Genomic DNA, 19728 nt, shown 5'->3' on the forward strand with positions numbered 1-19728 from the left:
TCAGGCGCTGAACGTCAGCGCCTGGCCGGCCTGCTCGCTGGCGCTGCGTGACAGGCGCGCGCAGAACTCCTGGCCCTCGCGGTCCAGCCACTGCGCGCCGTCCCACTTGAAGTGATAGCCGCCCGAGCGCGCGGCCAGCCAGATCTCCTGCAGCGGCGGCTGCGTGTTGATGACGATCTTGCTGTTGCCCGGCAGGGTCAGCTCCAGCAGGCCGCCGGTGCGGTGGCTGTCGATGTCGACGACATCCTCATCCAGCCAGGCGTCGACCTGTGCCTCGATGCGGGCGAGCAGCGCGTGGGACTTGGCGTGGTAGTCGGCGTCGGACAGGGACATAAACTGGGCAGATGAACAAGACTGCCGTCAGTGTAGGTGGGCGACTGGCCGCCCTGCTCATCACCCTTGCTGCCCTTGCGGGTTGTGGCCAGAAGGGCCCGCTGACGCTGCCCAAGGCGGCCGGCGCAGCGTCGGCGCCCGCCCCTGCACCGGGGCGTTAGTCCCGGCCCTCTTCCACCGCGTGGCAGGCCACGCGCACGCCACGCAGCTCCAGCAGCGCCGGCCGCTCGGTCTTGCAGCGCGCGTTCGCCAGCGGGCAGCGCGGGTGGAAGCTGCAGCCGCTCGGCGGGTTCAGCGGGTTGGGCACCTCGCCCTGCACCGGCGTGCGGGCACGGCCGGTCATATGGATGTCGGGGATCGCATCCAGCAGCATGCGCGTATAGGGGTGCAGCGGCCGCGCGAACAGCGTCGCCTTGTCCGCCACCTCAACGAGGCGGCCGAGATACATGACGCCGACCTGGTCCGCCACATGGCGCACGACGGCCAGGTTGTGCGAGATGAAGAGATAGGTCAGGCCCTTGTCGCGCTGCAAGTCCTTCATGATGTTCAGGACCTGGGCCTGCACCGACACATCCAGCGCCGAGGTCGGCTCGTCGCAGACCAGGAACTCCGGGTTCGTCGCCAGGGCACGCGCGATCGAGATGCGCTGCCGCTGGCCGCCGGAGAACTGGTGCGGGAACTTCTCCGCGTCCGCCGGGTTCAGGCCCACCGAGCTCAGCAGTTCACCGACGCGCTGGCGCGCCTCGCCGTCGCCCTTGACGAGGGCATGCTCGCGTAGCGGCTCGGCGACGATGTCCAGCACCTTCCAGCGCGGGTTCAGCGACGCATACGGGTCCTGGAAGATCATCTGCATTCGCCGGCGCAGCGGGCCCGCGCCGGCCCCGGCGAGCGTCTTGACGATGTCTTCACCGTCGAAGCTCACCGAGCCCCGCGTCGCACCGTAGAGGCCCACGAGCAGGCGGGCGACCGTGCTCTTGCCGCAGCCGCTTTCGCCGACCAGCGCCAGCGTCTTGCCGCGCGCTATGGCGAAGGAGATGCCATCCACCGCGTGCACGAAGGCCTTGGGCTTGCGCTCGATGACGCGGTTCAGCCACGGTGGCGACACGTCGAAAACCTTGGCGAGGTCTTGCACCTCGACGAGAGGCCGGCTCATCGCGCCACCTCCACGGTCACCGGGCGCCAGCAGGCCGCGCGCGTGGCGTTGACTTCGAACAGGTCGGGCCGTTCAACGCGGCAACGGTCCACCACGCGTGGGCAGCGCGGATTGAAGGCGCAACCGGGTGGAATGGCCGTCAGCCGCGGCATGGCGCCGTCGATCTGCAGCAGCCGCTCGCGGTCCTCGTCCATGGCCGGGATGGAGCCCATCAGGCCGACGGTGTAGGGGTGGGCAGGACGGTGGATGACGTCGGCGACCGGGCCGATCTCGGCGATGCGGCCGGCGTACATGACGGCGACTCGGTCGCAGGTCTCGGCGATGACGCCCATGTCGTGCGTGACCAGCATGACCGCCGCGCCCTGGTCTTTGCAGACCTTCTTCAGCAGCGCAATGATCTGCGCCTGGATGGACACGTCCAGCGCCGTCGTCGGCTCGTCGGCGACGATGAGTTTGGGACTGGCGGCGAGCGCCAGCGCAATGACGACGCGCTGGCGCATGCCGCCGGAAAACTGGTGCGGGAAATGGTCAATGCGCGCCTCGGGCGCCGGAATGCCGGTGGACGCCAGCAGCTCGATGGCGCGGGTGCGCGCCTGTGACGCGGTCAGGTCGAGATGGGTGGTGATGGTCTCGACCAACTGGTGGCCCACCGAGTAGAGCGGGTTCAGCGAGGTCAGCGGGTCCTGGAAGACGGCGCCAATCTCGCGGCCGCGAAGGCGGCGCATCTGCTCGTAAGGCAGGTTGTCGATGCGTCGGCCGGCCAGCTTGATCTCACCCGCAGCGATACGCCCCGGCGGGTCCAGCAGGCCGATGATGGCCGCGCCGGTCAGCGACTTGCCGGCACCGGACTCGCCGACGACACCGAGGATCTCACCCGGCGCAATGGTGAAGGAGATGTCGTCCAGCGCCAGCAGCGTGCCGCGACGGGTCGGGAACTCCACCCGCAGGTGGCTGACTTCGAGAAGCGGTGCAGTCATCTCAGACGGGGATTCAATGCGTCGCGCAGCCAGTCGCCCAGCAGATTCACGCTGAGCGTGATCAGCACCAGGGTCACGCTGGGCCAGGCGGTGATCCACCACTCGCCCGAGAACAGGTAGTCGTTGCCGTTGCGGATCAAGGTGCCCAGCGACGGGCTCGTGGCCGGCACGCCGACACCGAGGAAGGACAGCGTCGCCTCGGTGATGATGGCCGAGGCGATCTGGATGGTCGCCAGCACGAGCACCGGGCCCAGCACGTTGGGCAGCACATGCCGTCGCATGATGCGAAAGCTGCCGACGCCGATGACGCGCGCGGCCTGCACGTATTCCTTGTTGCGCTCCACCAGTGTCGAGCCGCGCACCGTGCGCGCGTACTGCACCCAGCCGGTCAGCGAGATGGCCAACACCAGAACAACGAAGGCCAGCATGTCGTGCGCGTTCGGGAACAGCGTGCGGCCCACGCCGCTGATCATCAGCGCGACCAGGATGGACGGGAAGGACAGCATCACGTCGCAGATGCGCATGACAAAGGCGTCCGTGCGGCCGCCCAGGAAGCCGGCCAGCAGGCCGAGCGTGACGCCGATCAGGATGGACAGCAGCACCGACGCGAAGCCGACCAGCAGCGAGATGCGCGCGCCGTACATCAACGCGGACAGGATGTCGCGGCCCTGACCGTCCGTGCCGAGCAGGTATCTGCGTTCACCACCCTCCACCCAGGCGGGCGGCTTCAGCGAATCCATCAACTCCAGCGTCGCCAGGTCGAAGGGGTTGTGGGGCGCGACGAAGCCGGCGAACAACGCGCAGACGAAACAGACCAGCGTCAGCGCCGCCGCCAGCATCGCCACCGGCGACGAGCGGAAGGAATGCCAGACGTCGCCGTCGAAGAACGCACGCAGCGCGGAGGCCGAGGGCACGGGATGCGGGTTGGCGTCAGCAGCCATCGGGTTCAGTGCCCCTTGCCTTCCACGCGCAGGCGCGGGTCGACGGCGAAATACAGCAGATCCACGCCGAGATTGATGACGACGAAGATCAGCGAGATCAGGCACAGGTAGGCCGCCATGACGGGAATGTCGGCGAACTGCACGGCCTGGATGAACAGCAGGCCCATGCCGGGCCACTGGAAGACCTGTTCGGTGATGATGGCAAAGGCGATCAGCGAGCCGAGCTGCAGGCCCGTGATGGTGATGACGGGCACCAGCGTGTTCTTCAGCGCATGGCCGAAGTAGACGCTGCGGTTGGTCAGCCCCCGGGCGCGGGCGAAGCGGATGTAGTCGGTGCGCAGCACCTCCAGCATCTCGGCGCGCACCAGACGCATGATCAGCGTCAGCTGGAAGGCCGACAGCGTGAACGCCGGCAGGATCAGATGCAGCAGGCCGTCGCGCGTCAGCAGGCCGGTCGTCCACGACCCGAAAGCAACGACCTCCCCGCGCCCGAAGCTGGGCAGCCATTTCAACTCGACGGCGAAGACCCAGATCAGCACGATGCCGATGACGAAGTTGGGCAGGCTGACGCCGAACAGCGTGCCCGCCATCAGCAACTGCGCGCTCGCCTTGCCGCGCCGCAAGGCCGCAAAGACGCCCAGCGGAATGCCCAGCCCCAGTGCGATGACGCCGGCCACGACGGCGAGCTCCAGCGTGGCGGGAAAGCGCTCGACGATCAACGCCGAGACCTGGCGACCCTGTCTCAGGCTGATGCCGAACTCCCCCTGCGCCGCATTGCCGACGAAGCGCGCGAACTGGACGGGGAACGGTTGGTCGAGGCCGAGGTCCTTGCGCAACGCCGTGCGCTGCTCTTCGGTCGCATCCTGACCCAGCAGGTTGGTGACCGGATCACCCACGTACTGAAACAGCATGAAGGCGATGAACGCCACCGACAGCATGACGACAACGGCTTGCGCGAGTCGGCGGAGGATGAAGACCAGCATGAGGTTCGGATAAGCCTGTCGCGCTTGTGGCGCTGAGCGAAGGCGCGATCATGGCGAAGGCCAGGAGGCTCAAGCGCCTGGGAAAGCCCTAATGAGCAAGAGCGATGCCCAAAAATACAGACGGGCCGCAGAAGCGGCCCGTCGTGAAAGCAGGCGGCATGATGCCGCCGCTGGATCAGAAGCGGTGACGCACGCCCACCATCGCACCACCTCGCTTGGTGGCGCCGTTGGCGAAGGCCACCGAGCCGCTGGTCTTGGTGTAGTCCACTTCAAGGTAGACGTCCGAGCGCTTCGAGAACGCGTAGTCCAGCACGACGGCGAAGAAGTCAGCCTTCGAGGAGCGGCTCGCACTCGTCGACAGCCCCAGCGGAGCCAACGCCAGGCCGTAGTGCTTCTGCTTGGTCAGCCATGCGTTGGCGCCGATGTTGAACTGCGGCGTCAGCTGGTAGGTCGCGCCGAACATGTACATCGTGCGGTCCTTGATGTCAGCAGAGTTCGTGTTGAACACGCTGGCACCCAGCAGGCCGCTCGTGTAAGCACCGCGGGTGGTCAAGCCGACACGGAACGGGCTGGTGGCGTCACTCACCGATGCGGCAGAAGTGATCAGGTTGGAAATGCCGTCGAACTTGTTCTGGCCCCAGGAACCATGAACGTACAGCGGACCATCGGTATAAGACACACCGAACACAGTCGCCTTGATCTTCTTGCCCGTCTGCTCCGTCGCCTGCAGGTAGGCACCACCGGCGCCCCACTTGCCGTCGTTGTAGCGCACCATGCCGCCCATGGTCTTGGCGGGCTGTGCTGCTGCGGCACCCGTGGCGCCTTCACCGGCGCTGACCTGCACTTCACCGTAGAAGTTGCCGAGTTGCACCAGGTACTTGACCATGTTGTCTTGACGTGCCGTCATCGCCAGACCGATTTCGGGCTTGTAGGCCTCGATGTAGGGCGAATAACGGAACGAAGCGAAGGTCGACGTGTAGAGGTCGAACAGGATGTTGTACTGGCGACCCAGACGAATCTGGCCAAACTCGCTGGACTGCAGACCCACCCAGGCCTGGCGCCAGAAATCGGGAGTACCGGATACCGCACCGGTGTCGGACTGCAGACGGTGCTCCAGATTGGCCAAGGCCTTCAGACCACCGCCCATGTCTTCCGTGATGTTCACGCCAAGACGGCTCTGCGACATACCGCCTGGCACGACGGTCTTGGTCGACGTACCAGCATTGGCATTCGTCGTGTAGCGCACGCCCACGTCAACGATGCCATACAAGGTCACGCTGGACTGAGCCCAGGCGGCAGAGGTACTCGCGGCCAAGACGGCAACGGCAAAGGCTGCTTTTTTCATCGAGGTTGTCTCCTGCTTTTCGAAATGTGGGAACCAAGTCATTCTCAACCAACGGCGATAGCACGGCGCAAGGCCTGTTGTTCTTCGTCCACAGCAATTCCCCTGTCCCAAACGAGACAAACAAAAAGCCGCCCGAAGGCGGCTTGGCTGATCCGCAGCGGCCCGAAGGCCGCACGGAGATCAGAAGCTGTGGCGAACGCCGACGTCGAAGCCGCTGGACTTGCCGCCGGCAGCAACCGCCGGGGAACCAGACAGCGCGAAGCGGGCAGCGCCGTCGTTGCTGATCTGAGCAACGGTGGTGTACAGCGCGGTGCGCTTGGACAGGTTGTACGTGTAGCCGACAGCCAGCAGCGAAGCGTCGCCGATGCGGGTGTAGCCCGTCGCGGCAGTTTCAGCGGCGGTGTTTGCCTTGGCATCGGTGTACGAAGCCTGGATGGAACCTTGACCCAGCGGCACGACCACGGCGGCCGTGTAGATGGTCTGCTTGCGCGCACCGTACTTGGCTTGCGTGTAGGCAAACGACGGCTTGGCAACGCCCAGGTCATAAGCCACGCCGACGGACGTCAACTTGTACTTGGCAGCGGGGCCATCAGCGTTCGCGAACGTGCCCGACACATGCAACGGGCCAGCCTTGTAGCCAGCGCGAGCGGACATGTGCTTGTTGGCCAGCGTGCCTTCAGCGGCAGCAACGTCCACGCCGCCGTAGAAACCACCCAGGCCGCCAGGCAGGGAGTAGGAGGCCAGGTTGTCGGCGCGGCCGTAAGCCGTGCTGTTGCCACCGCCCAGGTTGCTGTAGACCGCCAGCGTGTTGGGCAGGCCGGTAGCAGCGTAAGGGTCGAAGTCTTCGAGGTGCAGGCGCGACGCGGTCTTGTTGCGACCCAGGCGCACTTCACCGAATTCGCCCGTCAGGCTCACCGTTGCACGACGACCCCAGAAGGCGGAACCACCGCCGGCAACGCCGGTGTCGGTGTCGATCTGCGACTCCAGCCAGAAACCTGCCTTCAGGCCGCCACCCAGATCTTCCACACCGCGCACGCCGAGGCGGCTGGTGCCCAGGCCGCTCGAGTCCAGGCGCTTGGCGGTCACGCCATTGGCCTTGGTGTAGCGCACGGCGGCGTCCACGACACCGAACAGCGTGACGGAGGATTGCGCAACAGCAGCACCACCGGTCAGACCGAGGACGGCCAGGGCAATCAGAGCTTTCTTCATTCGATACTCCTAGGTATTCATCCGGGCCACGCACCAAACCGATGCGTAGCAGTTCACCTCCAGAGAGGAAGTGCGCGTATTCCACTACAGGTTGAGAGCCTGGGGAATTCACGGATATGAAATTCTGCCTTGCCGTTGTGTGACGACAACGGCGAAGCCTGTGTCACGATTTCGTCATCGCAACACGACTCAATTGAATGCATCCACACGTAAGCACGCAACATTCGGGCCGGCTCGATTTTCCAGATCGATGCCTGAGCGCCCTCGACTCGGGTTTGCGAACTGTTTTTGCGCAGCCTCGCGCCAGTCGCCCATCGCCCGCCGCAGGGCTGGAGGCCAAAACCCTGAGCGCTACCGCCCGCCAGGAGGTTGGCGCATTGATGCGTGTCAATCACGTAGGTGAAATCTGCGCGCAGGCGTTGTATCAATCCCAAGCCCTTTTTGGCCGCAACGACGATTTACGTCGGCACTTGGAGCAGGCCGCTGAAGAGGAACTGGACCATCTGGCCTGGACGGCGGAACGCATCGCGCAGTTGGGCACGCACACCAGCCACCTCGCACCGCTTTGGTGGGCGGGTGCCTTTGCATGGGGCAGCCTGGCCGGGCTGGCGGGTGATCGCTGGAGCCTGGGCTTCGTCGTCGAAACCGAACGCCAGGTCGAGGCACACCTGGCGTCCCATCTGGAGCGGCTTCCGGCCGAGGACGCGGCGTCGCGCGCCATCGTCGACCAGATGAAGCGCGAGGAAGCCGAGCACGCCGACGCCGCCCTGGCGGCAGGCGCGCGCCCCTTGCCGGCGATCGTGCAGGGACTGATGCGCGCCGCCGCCAAGGTCATGACGACCGTGGCCCACCGCGTCTGATCAAACTTCGACGACCTCGAACGACGTGCTGATGGCTGAGGTCTTGGCCAGCATGGCCGTCGCCGAGCAGTACTTCTCGTGCGACAGCGCGACCGCGCGCTCGACGATCTCGGGCTTCAGCCCCTTGCCGCTGACGACGAAGTGGAAGTGGATGGCCGTGAAGACCTTGGGGTCGCTCGTGGCTCGTTCGGCCTTCAGCGTCACCTTGCAGCCGCGCACGTCGTGCCGGCCTCGCTTGAGGATCAGGACGACGTCGTAAGCCGTACACCCGCCCGTCCCGGCAAGCACGGTCTCCATGGGCCGCGGCGCCAGGTTGCGCCCGCCGCCGTCGGGAGCGCCGTCCATGGACAACACATGGCCGCTGCCGGTCTCGGCAACGAAGCTCATGCCACTCGGGCCCTCAGGACCCAGCCAACTGACTGTGCATTCCATCGTCATTTAGGGAACCAGCTCCAAATAGTTCACAGAAAAATATTGCACTGCAGCAAAACTCGGCGCTAAACTGCAAGCACGCGAAAACGCTTTCGCACCGATTGTCTCCTCCACCGCCTCCATGGTGGATTCAACCCGAGCTTGCAAAAGCTCGGGTTTTTTTTGTTGTGCGTTTGGCGAACGCCTCGCTGCGCGATGCGTGCGGCGCTGGAGCACCGCAGGCCTGCGGCCTCTCGCCAAACGCCCATCCGCGCAGCAGTGCTGTGCGACGCCGGTCTCCAGGGGGGCACGGAAGGTGTCTCTTATCATGCGGCGCCCCAATGACCCCCATGGAGACCCGATGAGCGCCCCCTCGCGCCGCAAGGCACCCGCAGCCCAGGTGCCCGCGATGCTGCCGCCCGGCAGCAGCTATCTGCAGCGCATCCTGAACGCCCGGGTCTACGAGGTCGCCCGCGAGACCGCGCTCACCGCCGCCACCAAGCTGTCCAAGCGCCTGGCCAACAAGGTCTGGCTCAAGCGCGAGGACGAGCAGCCTGTCTTCAGCTTCAAGCTGCGCGGCGCCTACAACAAGATGGCCCATCTGACGCCCGAGCAGCGCGCCGCTGGCGTCATCTGCGCGTCGGCCGGCAACCACGCGCAAGGTGTCGCGCTGTCGGCCAAAAAGCTGGGCTGCCGTGCCGTCATCGTCATGCCGGTGACGACGCCCCAGCTCAAGATCGACGCCGTCAAGGCGCTGGGCGGTGAGGTGGTGCTGTACGGTGACAGCTTCACCGATGCCTACGGCCACGCGCTGGAGCTGGAGAAGGCGCAAAACTTGTCCTTCGTCCACCCCTTCGACGACCCCGACGTCATCGCCGGCCAGGGCACCATCGCAATGGAGCTGCTGCGCCAGCACCCCGGCCCCATCGACGCGATCTTCGTGGCCATCGGCGGTGGCGGGCTGATCTCGGGTGTGGCGGCCTACGTCAAGGCGCTGCGGCCGGACATCAAGGTCATCGGCGTGCAGACCACCGACTCGGACGCGATGACGCGCTCGGTCAAGGCCGGCAAGCGAATCACGCTCAATGACGTGGGCCTGTTCTCGGACGGCACGGCGGTCAAGCTCGTCGGCGAGGAAACCTTCCGCATCACCCGCGAGCTGGTGGACGACTACATCCTGGTCGACACCGACGCCGTCTGCGCGGCGATCAAGGACGTCTTCGAGGACACCCGCTCCATCCTGGAGCCGGCCGGTGCGCTGGGCGTCGCCGCCATCAAGCAATACGTCGCCAGCACGGGCGCCAAGGGTCAGACCTTGATCGCCATCACCTGCGGCGCCAACATGAACTTCGACCGCCTGCGCTTCGTCGCCGAGCGGGCCGAGGTGGGCGAACACCGCGAGGCGCTGTTCGCGGTGACCATCCCTGAGGCGCGCGGCAGCTTCAAGCGCTTCTGCGAACTGCTCGGGCCACGCAGCGTCACCGAGTTCAACTACCGCATCGCCGACGCCGACATCGCCCACGTCTTCGTCGGCATCGCCATCTCCAAGCCCGACGACGCCGCCAAGCTGGCCCGCACCTTCACGAAGGCCGGCTTCGAGACGCTGGACCTGACCAACAACGAACTCGCCAAGCAGCACATCCGCCACATGGTCGGCGGGCGCAGCGAACTGGCGCGTGACGAGCGGCTGTACCGCTTCCTGTTCCCCGAGCGGCCGGGCGCCCTGATGAAGTTCCTGTCTAGCATGCACCCGGACTGGAACATCAGCCTCTTCCACTACCGCAACCAGGGCGCGGACTACGGCCGCATCCTCGTCGGCATCCAGGTGCCCCGGGGCGACGCCGCCGCGCTGCGGAAATTCCTGGAAGGGTTGAATTACCCATTCGAGGATGAAACAACGAACCCGGTCTACCGCTTGTTCCTGGGTTGAGTTGAAATCCGGGGGAATGACAACGCCCGCGCCATGACCGTCGCCCAACAGTCGCTGATCTCCCCCACCGCCAACCCGGAGCTTGAGAAAGCACTGCGCGACCGCGTCGACCGGCGCTCGGCCATCGCCGGCGGCCTCGGCGAGCTGGAACCGCTGGCCGTGCGCCTGGGCCTGGTGCAGAACAGCCTGACCCCGCGCTTCCGCGACCCGGTGCTGGCCTTGTTCGCGGCGGACCATGGCATCGTCGTCGACGGTGTCGGCGCCCAATGGGGCCGCGCCACGAAAGACCAGGTGCAGATGGCCCTGCACGCGCAGCTGCCGGTGTCGGTGTTCGCCCGGCTGCAAGGCCTGCACCTGACCGTCGTCGACTGCGGCGTCGCCGACAACCTGCCGCCACACGCCCGCCTGCTGGCGCGCAAGGTCGCGCACGGCACGCGCAATGCGCGCACGGCGCTGGCCATGAGCGTGGAGCAGGCCCATGCCGGTGTGCGCGTGGGCATGGAGATCGCCGACAACCTGCCCGGCAATGTGCTGGCTTGCGCGGCCATGGGCCAAGGTTCGGCCGAATGCGCGGCGCTGGTGCTGTCTCGCCTGGCCGAGCAGCCGGTGCGCGACTTCGTGGTCTCCGGCCCGACGATGCGCCAGGACGACCTCATCCACCTGCTCGACGTGTTGCACGGCGCCCAGGCCCGCCACCGCGAAGCCAAGGACCCGATGGACCTGCTGGCGGCCTTCGGCGGCCACGAGCTGGCCGTCATGGTGGGGGCCATGCTGGTCGCGGCCAGCAAGCGCAGCCTCATCATCGTCGACGGCATTGCCGCCTGCGCCGCGCTCAAGCTGGCGTCGCTGATCTGCGCGCCGGTGACCGACTACGCGGTGTTCTGCCGCAGCCATGTGCACCGCGGCCTGGACGAAGCCCTGGCCTTGTTCCACGCCTCGGCCCTGCTGGAGCTGGGCATGGACAGCGCCGACGGCACTGGCGCGGCGCTGGCCTGGCCAATGATCCGCTCTGCAGCGGCGCTGCTGACGGACCTGCATGAAGTGGCCGAGGCCCGGCTGGCGATACGGCCGGAGCCCGGCGTCGTGGTCCCGACGCTGAACGCCTGAGCGCTCAGCGCCGTTGGGCCGGCCCCCCCGGGGCGGACGAGGCCAGCGGCACGCCATAGACGGCAGGCGGCGCGGCGGGTTGCGGCGGAATCGCGCCCTGCGGGTTGCCGCCCAGCACGATGGGCGACGGCGCCGCCGGCGGCAGCGAGCCGGTCATCGGCGCTGCGGGCGGGCTGATCTCCAGCACCTGGCTGGGCGCCTGCCCCAAGCGGCCCAGGCTGGCGCTGCGGGTGTCCACGCGCAGCAGGTGCAGCTCACCATCGACGACCGCGCCGACGCGCACCGTGCGCGGCACGCCGTCCACATCGATCAGCGCCACGCCCTCGCCGGCATCGGCGGCGCGCGCATTCTTCGGCGCCACGACACCCAGCAGGCGCAGACTGGTGGACGGCACCAGTTCGGGCGCCGGTGCTGCCTCTGCCGCGACCACGCCGAGCAACCGCCCGAGGTCGACCTGCGCGGCCTGCGCGCTGTCAGCCGGCAGCACAGACACCGGCATCGCCAGCGGTCGGGCCAGCAGCTGCAGGCCCCAGTAAGCCACCGAGCCGCCCAGCAGCAACCACACGGAAAACGTCATCAGTCTCGCAACCATCGGCCCATTATGATGGCCCGTTCCCCCTGCCTCCACGCCCCAGACATGCGCCGTTCTTCACTCGCCCGCGGCTTCACGCTGATCGAACTGCTGGTCGTTCTCGTCATCATCGGCGTGCTGGCCGCGCTGGTCGTGCCCAACGTGCTGGACCGCGCCGAGGACGCCCGCGTGACCGCAGCCCGCACCGACGTCAACAACCTGATGCAGGCGCTCAAGCTCTACAAGCTCGACAACCAGCGCTACCCCAGCGCCGAGCAAGGCCTGGACGCGCTGGTGCGCAAGCCCACGGCCGGCACGCCGCCGCCGAACTGGAAGCCCTATCTGGAGAAGCTGCCCAACGACCCCTGGGGCCAGCCCTATCAGTTCGCCAACCCGGGCGTGAAGGGTGAGGTCGATGTCTACAGCTTTGGCGCCGACGGCCGCGCCGGCGGCGAGGGTCGTGACGCGGACGTCGGCTCCTGGCAGTAAGGTGATGCCCCTCGCCCAGCCTCGCGTCGCTGAACGCGAGCGAGTCTGGTCGGTCCCCCGAGGGGACGGCGATGCTCGCGGGGAGTTCCCCGCTCGCACATCGCCTGCGGGCCGGCTTGGGAGCGGCCCGGCGCTCGGCCCGCGATCCAGACCCTGCAGACGTGGCGCGGGTGGCGGCTTCACGCTGATCGAGCTGCTGGTCGTCGTCGCGCTGATCGCCATCACCAGCGCCACCATCTCGCTGGCCCTGCGCGACCCCGCCGAACTGCAGTTGCAGCGCGAGGCCCAGCGCCTGGCCGCGCTGCTAGAAACCGCACGCGCCGAGAGCCGCACGTCGGGCCTGGCGGTGCGCTGGATTCCCAAGGGCATCAAGACCGGCGACGACTTCCGCTTCGAGGGCCTGCCCGCCTCCATCCAGCTGCCGACGCGCTGGCTTGGTGAGCCGGTGGCGGTGCAGATCGAGAATGCCAGCGCGGCCAACCCCGGCCTCGTGCTGGGCCCCGAGCCGCTCATCCCCGCGCAGCGCCTGCGCCTGTTGCTGGGCAGCCAGAGCGTCGTGCTGGGCACGGACGGTCTGGGCGCCTTCGATACCGTGGTGCCCCAATGAAGAAGCCGACGCGCGGCTTCACGCTGATCGAGGTGCTCGTCGCCCTCGTCATCGTCGCCATCGCGCTGGGCGCCGGCATCAAGGCGGCCGGCGCGCTGACCAACAACGCCGAGCGCCTGGCTCAGGTCAGCGCCGCGCAGTGGTGTGCCGAGAACATGCTGACCGAGCTACGGCTGACCCAGCAGCGCGTCAACATTGGCGAGTCGCCCTTCGCGTGCGAGCAGCTCGGCCGCAGCTACAGCGGCAAGCTGCGGGTCAGCCCGACGCCCAACCCGCTGTTCCGCCGCGTCGATGCCGATGTCGCCGACGACGAAGGACGGCCCATGCTGACCTTGTCCACCATCATGGGCGGTTGACCGCATGAAGGCAGCTCGCGGCTTTACCCTGGTCGAAGTGCTGGTCGCCCTGGTCGTCATGGCGACGATGGCGGCCATGGCCTGGCGCGGCATCGACGCCCTCATCAGGAGCCGCGAGATCGCCCAGGCCCGGCTGGCGCAGACCGCGCGGCTGCAGACCGTGCTGGCGCAATGGGAGGTCGACCTGCGCGCCGTGCAGGACAGCCACAGCACCGTGCCGCCGGTCGCCTTCGACGGCGGCAACCTCGTGCTGACGCGCCAGGCAGCGACCGGCCTGCAGGTCGTCGTCTGGAGCCTGCGCGACGGCAGCCTGTGGCGCTGGGAGAGCCCGGCCCAGCGCACCGTGGAGGACCTCGAGGACCAGCGCCAGCGCGGGCTGCAGCAGCTCACCGATCGCAACCCGGCACTGCGCGCCTTCGATGGCGTGTCCGGCTGGCAGCTCTACTGCTTCTGGGGCAATGCCTGGAGCAACTGCCAGTCCACCGGCGGCGGGCCGCAGGCCGATACCGGCCCCGTCAACCCGCAGACCGCCGGCCAGCCGCCGGCAGGACTGCGCATCGCCATGCAGTTCGCCGAAGGCAGCGGCCTGGTGGGCACGTTGACGCGCTCGCTGGAGATCACCGTCCGATGAGGCCTCCTCAGCCACAGCGCGGCGCCGCGCTGCTGACCGCCATGATCATCGTCACGCTGATCGCCAGCCTGGCCGCCGGCATGGTGTGGCAGCAGTACCGCGCCGTGCAGATCGAGGCCGCCGACCGCGCCCGCGCGCAGAGTGGCTGGATGCTGCAGGGCGCGCTGGACTGGGCGCGGCTGATCCTGAAGACCGACGCGCAGGGCAAGCCCGTCGACCACCTCGGCGAGCCCTGGGCCGTGCCGCTGGCCGAGGCGCGGCTGTCCACCTTCCTGGCCGCCGACCGCACGGCCGCCACCGACGACGAGGGCCCGGACGCCTTCCTGTCCGGCACCATCGAGGACGCGCAGGGCCGCTACAACCTGCGCGCGCTGACGGCCGGCGCCCAGCTGGCGCCGGAGGAAAAGCTGACGCTGGAGCAGCTCTGCAGCCAGGTCAACGCGCCGCCCGGCACGGCGGCCGTCATCGTCAGCGGGCTGCGCGCCGCCTTCCCCGCGCCCGCCAGTGGCGCGAGCGCGCCAACCGGCAACACCATCAGCGACAGCGGCCCGCTGCAGCCCGCCGGCCTGGACCAGCTGACCTGGCTGGGCCTGGACGCCGACACCATCAAGCGCCTGCAGCCCTATGTCGTGCTGCTGCCCAAGGCCACGCCGGTCAACCTGAATACGGCGCCGCGCGAGGTCATCGCGGCCTTGCTCAACATCGACCTGGCTTCCGCCGAGCGCATCGTCCAAAGCCGCAAGGGGCGGCCGCTGCAGAGCATCGCCGAGGCTGCGACCTTCCTGTCGGCCAACTTCGTGATTCCACCGACCCGCGCGTCGGTGAACTCGTCCTTCTTCGTCGTCACCGGCCGGCTGCGGCTGGACGAGCGCCAGCTCGAACAGCGCTCGCTGATCGAGCGGCAAGGCCAGACCATGGCCGTGGTCGCGCGCGAGCGCATCAGCCAGCTGCTGGACCGCTGATGGACCGTCGCTCCGCCACGTCACAGCCCCCTCCTAGAATGCGCCGCGTCCCATGAGCACCCTGCTGCTGTTCCTGCCCTCCCGGACGCGTCTGCGCGCCCTGGGCCAAGCCGCGTCCGAGCCGGCCCCGGCGCTGCGCGAGTACGACTGGGCACTGACGCCCGACGGCCGCCAGATCGACAGCGAAGGCCGGTCCGCCGCCGCTGCGTTGCCGGCCGCCGACAGCGTCATCGCCGTCGTCGCCGAGTCGGACATCAGCTGGCGCCGCCTCGAGCTGCCGCGCGCCGGCCGCCAGATGCGCGCGGCACTGGCCGGCAAGCTGGAAGAGAGCCTGCTCGACGACCCTGAGGCGCTGCACTTCGCCGTCGAGCCCGATGCCGTCGGCGGCGACACGGCCTGGGTGGCCGCCCTGTCGCGCACCTGGCTGGCCGAGCACCTCGCGCACCTTGACGCGGCCCATGTCTTCATCGAACGCGTCGCGCCGCTGGCCTGGCCGGACGAGCTGCCGCGCGGCCATTTCTTCGAGGCCGGCGGCGACGCCGTCTCGCTGCGCTGGAGCCATGCCGAAGGCGTGGCCACGCTGCCGCTGCAGGGCGGGCTGGCGCGCCAGCTGTTCCCGCCCGACCTCGTCCACGCCGCGCAGTGGACGGCCACGCCCGGCGTGGCCACGGCCGCCGAGCGCTGGCTGGGCACGACGGTGTCCGTGCAGACGCCGGCCCAGCGCGCGCTGGCCGTCATAGCCAACACCTGGGAACTGCGCCAGTTCGACCTGGCGCCGCGCGCCCGCGGCATGCGGGCGCTGCGCTTCGTCAGCCGCGACCTGATGCGCAAGCCCTGGCAGCCGGTGCGCTGGGGCGTGGCCGCGCTGGTCGTCGTGCAGCTGCTGGGCCTGAACCTGTGGGCCTGGCTTCAGAACCGCGAAGTGGCCGAACGGCGCGCGGCCGTCACGGCGACGCTGACCAGCGCCTTCCCGCAGGTGCGCGCCATCCTCGACGCGCCCATCCAGATGCAGAAGCAACTCGACCTGCTGCGCATCAGCGCCGGCAGCATCGGCGAGCAAGACCTCGAAGCCTTGCTCGGTGCCGCCGCCAGTGCCTGGCCGGCCGACCGCCCGCCGGCCGATGCGCTGGCCTTTGAGCCCGGCCGCCTGACACTGCCGGCCCAGGGCTGGAGCCCGGCCCAGATCGACAATTTCCGCGCCCAGCTGCAGAGCGCCGGCTGGCAGCTCGATGCCAGCGAAGGCAAGCTGACCGTCGGCCGCGCGGCCACGCAAGGACGACGCTGATGGCCCGCCCCTCTACCTCCGGCGAGGGCTTCCAAGCCCAGCTGCGCCACGCCCGCGCCCAGGTGCTGACGCAGTGGCAATCGCTGGGCGAACGCGAACGCCTCGCGGTGGGCACGGTCGGCGTGCTGCTGGGCCTGCTGCTGGCCTGGAGCCTGCTGGTGGCGCCGGCGCTGCGCACGCTGAAGACGGCGCCCGCCGAACTGGAAACGCTGGAGTTGCAGCTGCAGCAGATGCAGGCCCAGGCACAGGAGGCGCGCGCTCTGCGCGCCGCGCCGCCGGTGCCGCCGGCCCAGGCCGAGGCGGCGTTGAAGGCCTCGGTCGAGCACCTGGGCGCCGCCGCCCGGCTCAACATCACGGGCGACCGCGCCGTCGTCACGCTGACCGGCGTTGCGCCACCCGCGCTGCAGGCCTGGCTGGCCGAAGTGCGTGCGGCCGCGCGCGCACGGCCCGTCGAGGCGCAGCTGACGCGCGGCCCCACGGGCTTCTCCGGCAACCTCGTGCTGAGCCTGGGAGGAGGCGCGTGATGGCCTGGTTAGGAAAGAAGACCGCATCGACGCCGCCGACGACGCAGGACGGCGGCCGCGCGGTGCGCCACGACACGCCGCGGCGCTGGGCCGTGGCCGGCGCGCTGCTGGGCATCGCCGGCGCCGTCGTCGCGTTCGCGCCGGCCAGCTGGCTGGCGAGCTATCTGGCCTCGGCCACGAACGGCCACCTGCTGATCGTCAACAGCAGCGGCAGCGTCTGGAACGGCTCGGGCACCGTCGTGCTGACCGGCGGCGTCGGCGCGCGCGACGCGGCCTCGCTGCCCGGCCGCCTGCACTGGAAGATGGTGCCCAAGGGCTTGGGCCTGCAACTCGCTGCGCGCCAGGACTGCTGCATCAACGGCGAGTTGCTGCTCGGCATCAAGCCCGGCCTGGGCCGCATGGCGATCAGCATCGACAACCGCGCCGACTGGCTGGCCCGGCTGCCCGCCGGCCTGCTGGCCGGCCTGGGCACGCCGTGGAACACGCTGCAGCTGGGCGGCTCGCTGCGCGTGTCGGCGCAGGAGTTCCGGCTGGAGTCGGTGCAAGGCCGCTGGCGCCAGTTCGGCGGCCTGCAGCTGGAGCTGCTCAACCTGTCCTCGCGCGTGTCCACCGTCGCGCCGCTGGGCAGCTACCGGCTGAACCTGAATGCCGACCCGGCAAACCCCGGCGTCAGCACGCTGCACCTGTTCACGCTGGAGGGCGCGCTGCAGCTCAACGGCGCGGGCACGCTGAGCCCCGGCGGCAAGAGCCGCTTCACCGGCGAGGCCGGCGCCGCGCCGGGCCGCGAGGAAGCGCTGAACAACCTGCTGAACATCATCGGACGCCGCCAAGGGGCGCGCTCCGTCTTGACGATCGGATGATCATGAATCTGCACCGAACCGCCACTGCGCTCGCTGCGTTGCTGATGGCCACCGGCAGCGCCTTCGCGCAGCCCGACAACGCCAACGTGCAACGCGCCCGCCCGGGCAACGCCAAGGGCCCCGCCGTGCGGGCCAGCTCGCCGGTGACGCTGAATTTCGTCAACGCCGACATCGAGGCGGTGACCCGCGCCATCGGCGTGATGCTGAACCGCCAGGTCATCATCGACCCGCGCGTGAAGGGCACGATCACCGTCTACAGCGAGCAGCCGGTGTCGGTGGCCGAGGCCTATCGCAACTACCTGGCCGCGCTGCGCGGGCTGAACTTCACCGTTGTCGAGGCGGCAGGCCTGCTGAAGGTGCTGCCCGAGGCCGACGCCAAGCTGCAGGCCGACTCGGTGGCCATCGAGACCAGCGCCATCCGCGGCGACCAGATCCTGACGCAGATCTTCCGCATTCAGCACGAGAACGCGAACAACCTCGTCGCCGTGCTGCGCCCGCTGATCAGCCCCAACAACACGATCAACGCCAACCCGGGCAACAACAGCCTGGTCATCACCGACTACGCGGACAACCTCAAGCGCATCGGCAAGATCATCGCGGCGATGGACACGCCGGGCACCAGCGACATCGAGATCGTGCAGCTCAAGCATGCCGTCGCGGCCGACCTCGCGCCGCTGGTGCAGCGCCTCGCAGACGGCGGCTCCACCGCCGTGCAGGCCGTGCCGGGCCAGGCCAGCAGCGCCGTCAACGTGCTGGTGGACCCGCGCTCCAACGGCCTGATCCTGCGCGCCAGCAACCCGGCGCGCCTGGCTGCCGTCAGGGCCATGGTCGACAAGCTGGACCAGCCCAGCGCGGACAGCAGCAACAACATCCGCGTCGTCTACCTGAAGAACGCCGACGCCACCAAGCTCGCCACCGTGCTGCGCGCGGCCTTCGGCGCCGGCTCGTCCGCCAGCGCGGGCGGCGGCAGCGGCACGTCGACCACCAACACCGGCGGGCTGACCGGCGCGGGCACCAGCTTCGGTGGCCAGAACAACACACTGACCGGCAACAACACGACCGGCAGCGGCCTCTCGACCGCCGCGACGGCGCCGCTGAGCGCCTCGGCCGGCCCGTCCACAGGCGGCTTCGTGCAGGCCGACCCGTCGACCAACTCGCTGATCATCACGGCCGCCGAGCCGCTGTACCGCCAGGTGCGCGCCGTCATCGAGCAGCTCGACGCCCGCCGCGCGCAGATCTATGTCGAGTCGCTGATCGTCAAGATCGACAACACCAAGGCCGGCCAGTTCGGCGTGCAGTGGCAGAACCTGTTCGGCAAGAGCGGTGACACCACGATCACCGGCGCGGGCACCAACTTCGGCTCGGGCCTGGCCAACATCATCAACGCCACCGGCGCAGTGGCCAACGGCACATCCGGTGTGACGACGGCGCTGGCCAGCGCCTCGGCGCCCACCGGCCTCAATATCGGCGTGCTCAAGAAGTTCGGCAGCCTGTACACGCTGGGCGCCGTCGCCAACTTCTTCGAGAGCCAGAGCGGCGCCAACGTGCTGTCCACGCCCAACCTCGTGGCGCTGGACAACGAGGAGGCACGCATCGTCATTGGCCAGAACGTACCCTTCGTGACCGGCTCCTATGCCAACACCGGCAACACCGGCGGCACGGTGAACCCGTTCACGACGGTGGACCGCAAGGACGTGGGCCTGACGCTGAAGATCAAGAGCCAGATCGGCGAGGGCGGCACCGTGCGCATGCAGGTCTCGCACGAGAACTCCTCGGTCGTGCCCGGCAGCAGCGGCACGCAAGGCCCGACGCTGGACAAGAGCGCCATCGACACGTCGGTGGTCGTCGATGACGGCGACATCATCGTGCTGGGCGGCTTGTTGAAGGACGAGTACACCGACGGCGACGACGGCGTGCCGGGCCTGTCCAAGATCCCGGTGCTGGGCAACCTGTTCGGCAGCAAGAACCGCAAGCGCGTGAAGACCAACCTGATGGTGTTCCTGCGCCCCGTCGTGCTGCGCTCGGCCGAAGGCGCCAGCAAGCTGTCGCTGGACCGCTACGAGAGCATCCGCGCCGTGCAGCAGGTCACCCAGCCGACGCAGAACGTGCTGCTGCCCGACACCGGCGCGCCGGTGCTGCCTGAGGCCAAGCCGCCCGCGACCAGCACGCCCGTGCCGCTGCCGCAGTAACCCGC

22 protein-coding genes are annotated in these 19728 nt (G+C 68.7%); 13 read left to right on the forward strand and 9 right to left on the reverse strand.

The window, feature by feature from the left end:
* Positions 1 to 333: an iron donor protein CyaY gene (gene cyaY / locus ACG00Y_RS20745; RefSeq protein WP_394482157.1), complete on the reverse strand. Its 333-nt coding sequence runs from the start codon at positions 331 to 333 to the stop codon at positions 1 to 3.
* An 11-nt stretch (positions 334 to 344) separates the two neighbouring features.
* Here cyaY and lptM point away from each other — a divergent pair, with 11 nt between their 5' ends.
* Positions 345 to 494, forward strand: coding sequence for an LPS translocon maturation chaperone LptM (lptM, locus tag ACG00Y_RS20750; protein ID WP_394482159.1), 150 nt, complete (start codon positions 345 to 347; stop codon positions 492 to 494).
* Here lptM and ACG00Y_RS20755 read toward each other — a convergent pair.
* The 6 genes from ACG00Y_RS20755 to ACG00Y_RS20780 all read right to left on the reverse strand — a co-directional run bounded on the left by ACG00Y_RS20755 (position 491) and on the right by ACG00Y_RS20780 (position 6941).
* Positions 491 to 1486, reverse strand: a complete 996-nt coding sequence (locus tag ACG00Y_RS20755; RefSeq protein ID WP_394482161.1) for an ABC transporter ATP-binding protein — start codon at positions 1484 to 1486, stop codon at positions 491 to 493. The two genes, lptM and ACG00Y_RS20755, sit on opposite strands and share 4 nt — an antisense overlap.
* Positions 1483 to 2463 (reverse strand): ABC transporter ATP-binding protein, encoded by a 981-nt coding sequence (locus ACG00Y_RS20760; RefSeq protein ID WP_394482163.1) that lies wholly within the window; start codon positions 2461 to 2463, stop codon positions 1483 to 1485. Before ACG00Y_RS20760 ends, ACG00Y_RS20755 begins: the two co-directional genes overlap by 4 nt.
* Positions 2460 to 3404: an ABC transporter permease gene (locus ACG00Y_RS20765; RefSeq protein ID WP_394482165.1), complete on the reverse strand. Its 945-nt coding sequence runs from the start codon at positions 3402 to 3404 to the stop codon at positions 2460 to 2462. Before ACG00Y_RS20765 ends, ACG00Y_RS20760 begins: the two co-directional genes overlap by 4 nt.
* Before the next feature lie 5 nt (positions 3405 to 3409).
* Positions 3410 to 4387: an ABC transporter permease gene (locus ACG00Y_RS20770; RefSeq protein WP_394482167.1), complete on the reverse strand. Its 978-nt coding sequence runs from the start codon at positions 4385 to 4387 to the stop codon at positions 3410 to 3412.
* 175 nt (positions 4388 to 4562) lie between these two features.
* Entirely contained in the window at positions 4563 to 5732 is a 1170-nt protein-coding gene (locus ACG00Y_RS20775; RefSeq protein ID WP_394482169.1) for a porin, read from the reverse strand.
* A gap of 180 nt (positions 5733 to 5912) precedes the next feature.
* Positions 5913 to 6941, reverse strand: coding sequence for a porin (locus ACG00Y_RS20780; RefSeq protein WP_394482171.1), 1029 nt, complete (start codon positions 6939 to 6941; stop codon positions 5913 to 5915).
* A 197-nt stretch (positions 6942 to 7138) separates the two neighbouring features.
* Here ACG00Y_RS20780 and coq7 point away from each other — a divergent pair, with 197 nt between their 5' ends.
* Positions 7139 to 7801, forward strand: coding sequence for a 2-polyprenyl-3-methyl-6-methoxy-1,4-benzoquinone monooxygenase (coq7, locus tag ACG00Y_RS20785; protein ID WP_394482173.1), 663 nt, complete (start codon positions 7139 to 7141; stop codon positions 7799 to 7801).
* Here coq7 and ACG00Y_RS20790 read toward each other — a convergent pair whose 3' ends face one another.
* Positions 7802 to 8233: an OsmC family protein gene (locus ACG00Y_RS20790; RefSeq protein WP_394482175.1), complete on the reverse strand. Its 432-nt coding sequence runs from the start codon at positions 8231 to 8233 to the stop codon at positions 7802 to 7804.
* Positions 8234 to 8573: 340 nt separating this feature from the next.
* On the opposite strand from ACG00Y_RS20790, the gene ilvA reads away from it, so the two are divergent.
* Positions 8574 to 10142, forward strand: coding sequence for a threonine ammonia-lyase, biosynthetic (gene ilvA / locus ACG00Y_RS20795; RefSeq protein WP_394482177.1), 1569 nt, complete (start codon positions 8574 to 8576; stop codon positions 10140 to 10142).
* A 33-nt stretch (positions 10143 to 10175) separates the two neighbouring features.
* Positions 10176 to 11249, forward strand: coding sequence for a nicotinate-nucleotide--dimethylbenzimidazole phosphoribosyltransferase (locus ACG00Y_RS20800; RefSeq protein WP_394482179.1), 1074 nt, complete (start codon positions 10176 to 10178; stop codon positions 11247 to 11249).
* A gap of 4 nt (positions 11250 to 11253) precedes the next feature.
* Here the strand turns inward: ACG00Y_RS20800 and ACG00Y_RS20805 are convergent, their stop codons facing one another.
* Positions 11254 to 11826, reverse strand: a complete 573-nt coding sequence (locus ACG00Y_RS20805) for a hypothetical protein (RefSeq protein ID WP_394482181.1) — start codon at positions 11824 to 11826, stop codon at positions 11254 to 11256.
* A 60-nt stretch (positions 11827 to 11886) separates the two neighbouring features.
* On the opposite strand from ACG00Y_RS20805, the gene gspG reads away from it, so the two are divergent.
* From gspG to gspD, 9 genes are read left to right on the forward strand one after another with little or no spacing between them, the layout of a single operon-like run.
* Positions 11887 to 12309: a type II secretion system major pseudopilin GspG gene (gene gspG, locus ACG00Y_RS20810; RefSeq protein ID WP_394482183.1), complete on the forward strand. Its 423-nt coding sequence runs from the start codon at positions 11887 to 11889 to the stop codon at positions 12307 to 12309.
* Between the two features lie 4 nt (positions 12310 to 12313).
* Entirely contained in the window at positions 12314 to 12916 is a 603-nt protein-coding gene (locus tag ACG00Y_RS20815; RefSeq protein WP_394482185.1) for a pilus assembly FimT family protein, read from the forward strand.
* Positions 12913 to 13272 carry a type II secretion system minor pseudopilin GspI gene (gspI, locus tag ACG00Y_RS20820; RefSeq protein ID WP_394482187.1) on the forward strand — a complete coding sequence of 120 codons (360 nt, stop codon included), beginning with the start codon at positions 12913 to 12915 and terminating at the stop codon, positions 13270 to 13272. The genes ACG00Y_RS20815 and gspI overlap by 4 nt, the downstream gene beginning before the upstream one ends.
* A 4-nt stretch (positions 13273 to 13276) precedes the next feature.
* Positions 13277 to 13903, forward strand: coding sequence for a PulJ/GspJ family protein (locus ACG00Y_RS20825; protein ID WP_394482189.1), 627 nt, complete (start codon positions 13277 to 13279; stop codon positions 13901 to 13903).
* The gene (gene gspK, locus ACG00Y_RS20830) at positions 13900 to 14865 is read left to right on the forward strand and encodes a type II secretion system minor pseudopilin GspK (protein ID WP_394482191.1); all 966 of its coding nucleotides are present in this window, start codon (positions 13900 to 13902) and stop codon (positions 14863 to 14865) included. Before ACG00Y_RS20825 ends, gspK begins: the two co-directional genes overlap by 4 nt.
* Before the next feature lie 52 nt (positions 14866 to 14917).
* Positions 14918 to 16150, forward strand: coding sequence for a type II secretion system protein GspL (gene gspL / locus ACG00Y_RS20835; RefSeq protein WP_394482193.1), 1233 nt, complete (start codon positions 14918 to 14920; stop codon positions 16148 to 16150).
* Positions 16150 to 16674 (forward strand): type II secretion system protein GspM, encoded by a 525-nt coding sequence (gene gspM, locus ACG00Y_RS20840; protein WP_394482195.1) that lies wholly within the window; start codon positions 16150 to 16152, stop codon positions 16672 to 16674. The genes gspL and gspM overlap by 1 nt, the downstream gene beginning before the upstream one ends.
* A complete protein-coding gene (gene gspN / locus ACG00Y_RS20845) occupies positions 16674 to 17534 on the forward strand; it encodes a type II secretion system protein N (protein WP_394482197.1) in 861 nt (286 codons plus the stop codon). Before gspM ends, gspN begins: the two co-directional genes overlap by 1 nt.
* Before the next feature lie 2 nt (positions 17535 to 17536).
* The gene (gene gspD, locus ACG00Y_RS20850; protein ID WP_394482199.1) at positions 17537 to 19723 is read left to right on the forward strand and encodes a type II secretion system secretin GspD; all 2187 of its coding nucleotides are present in this window, start codon (positions 17537 to 17539) and stop codon (positions 19721 to 19723) included.
* Positions 19724 to 19728 lie beyond the last annotated feature (5 nt).

Source organism: Pelomonas parva (assembly GCF_043555835.1).
GTDB lineage: Bacteria > Pseudomonadota > Gammaproteobacteria > Burkholderiales > Burkholderiaceae_C > Pelomonas > Pelomonas parva.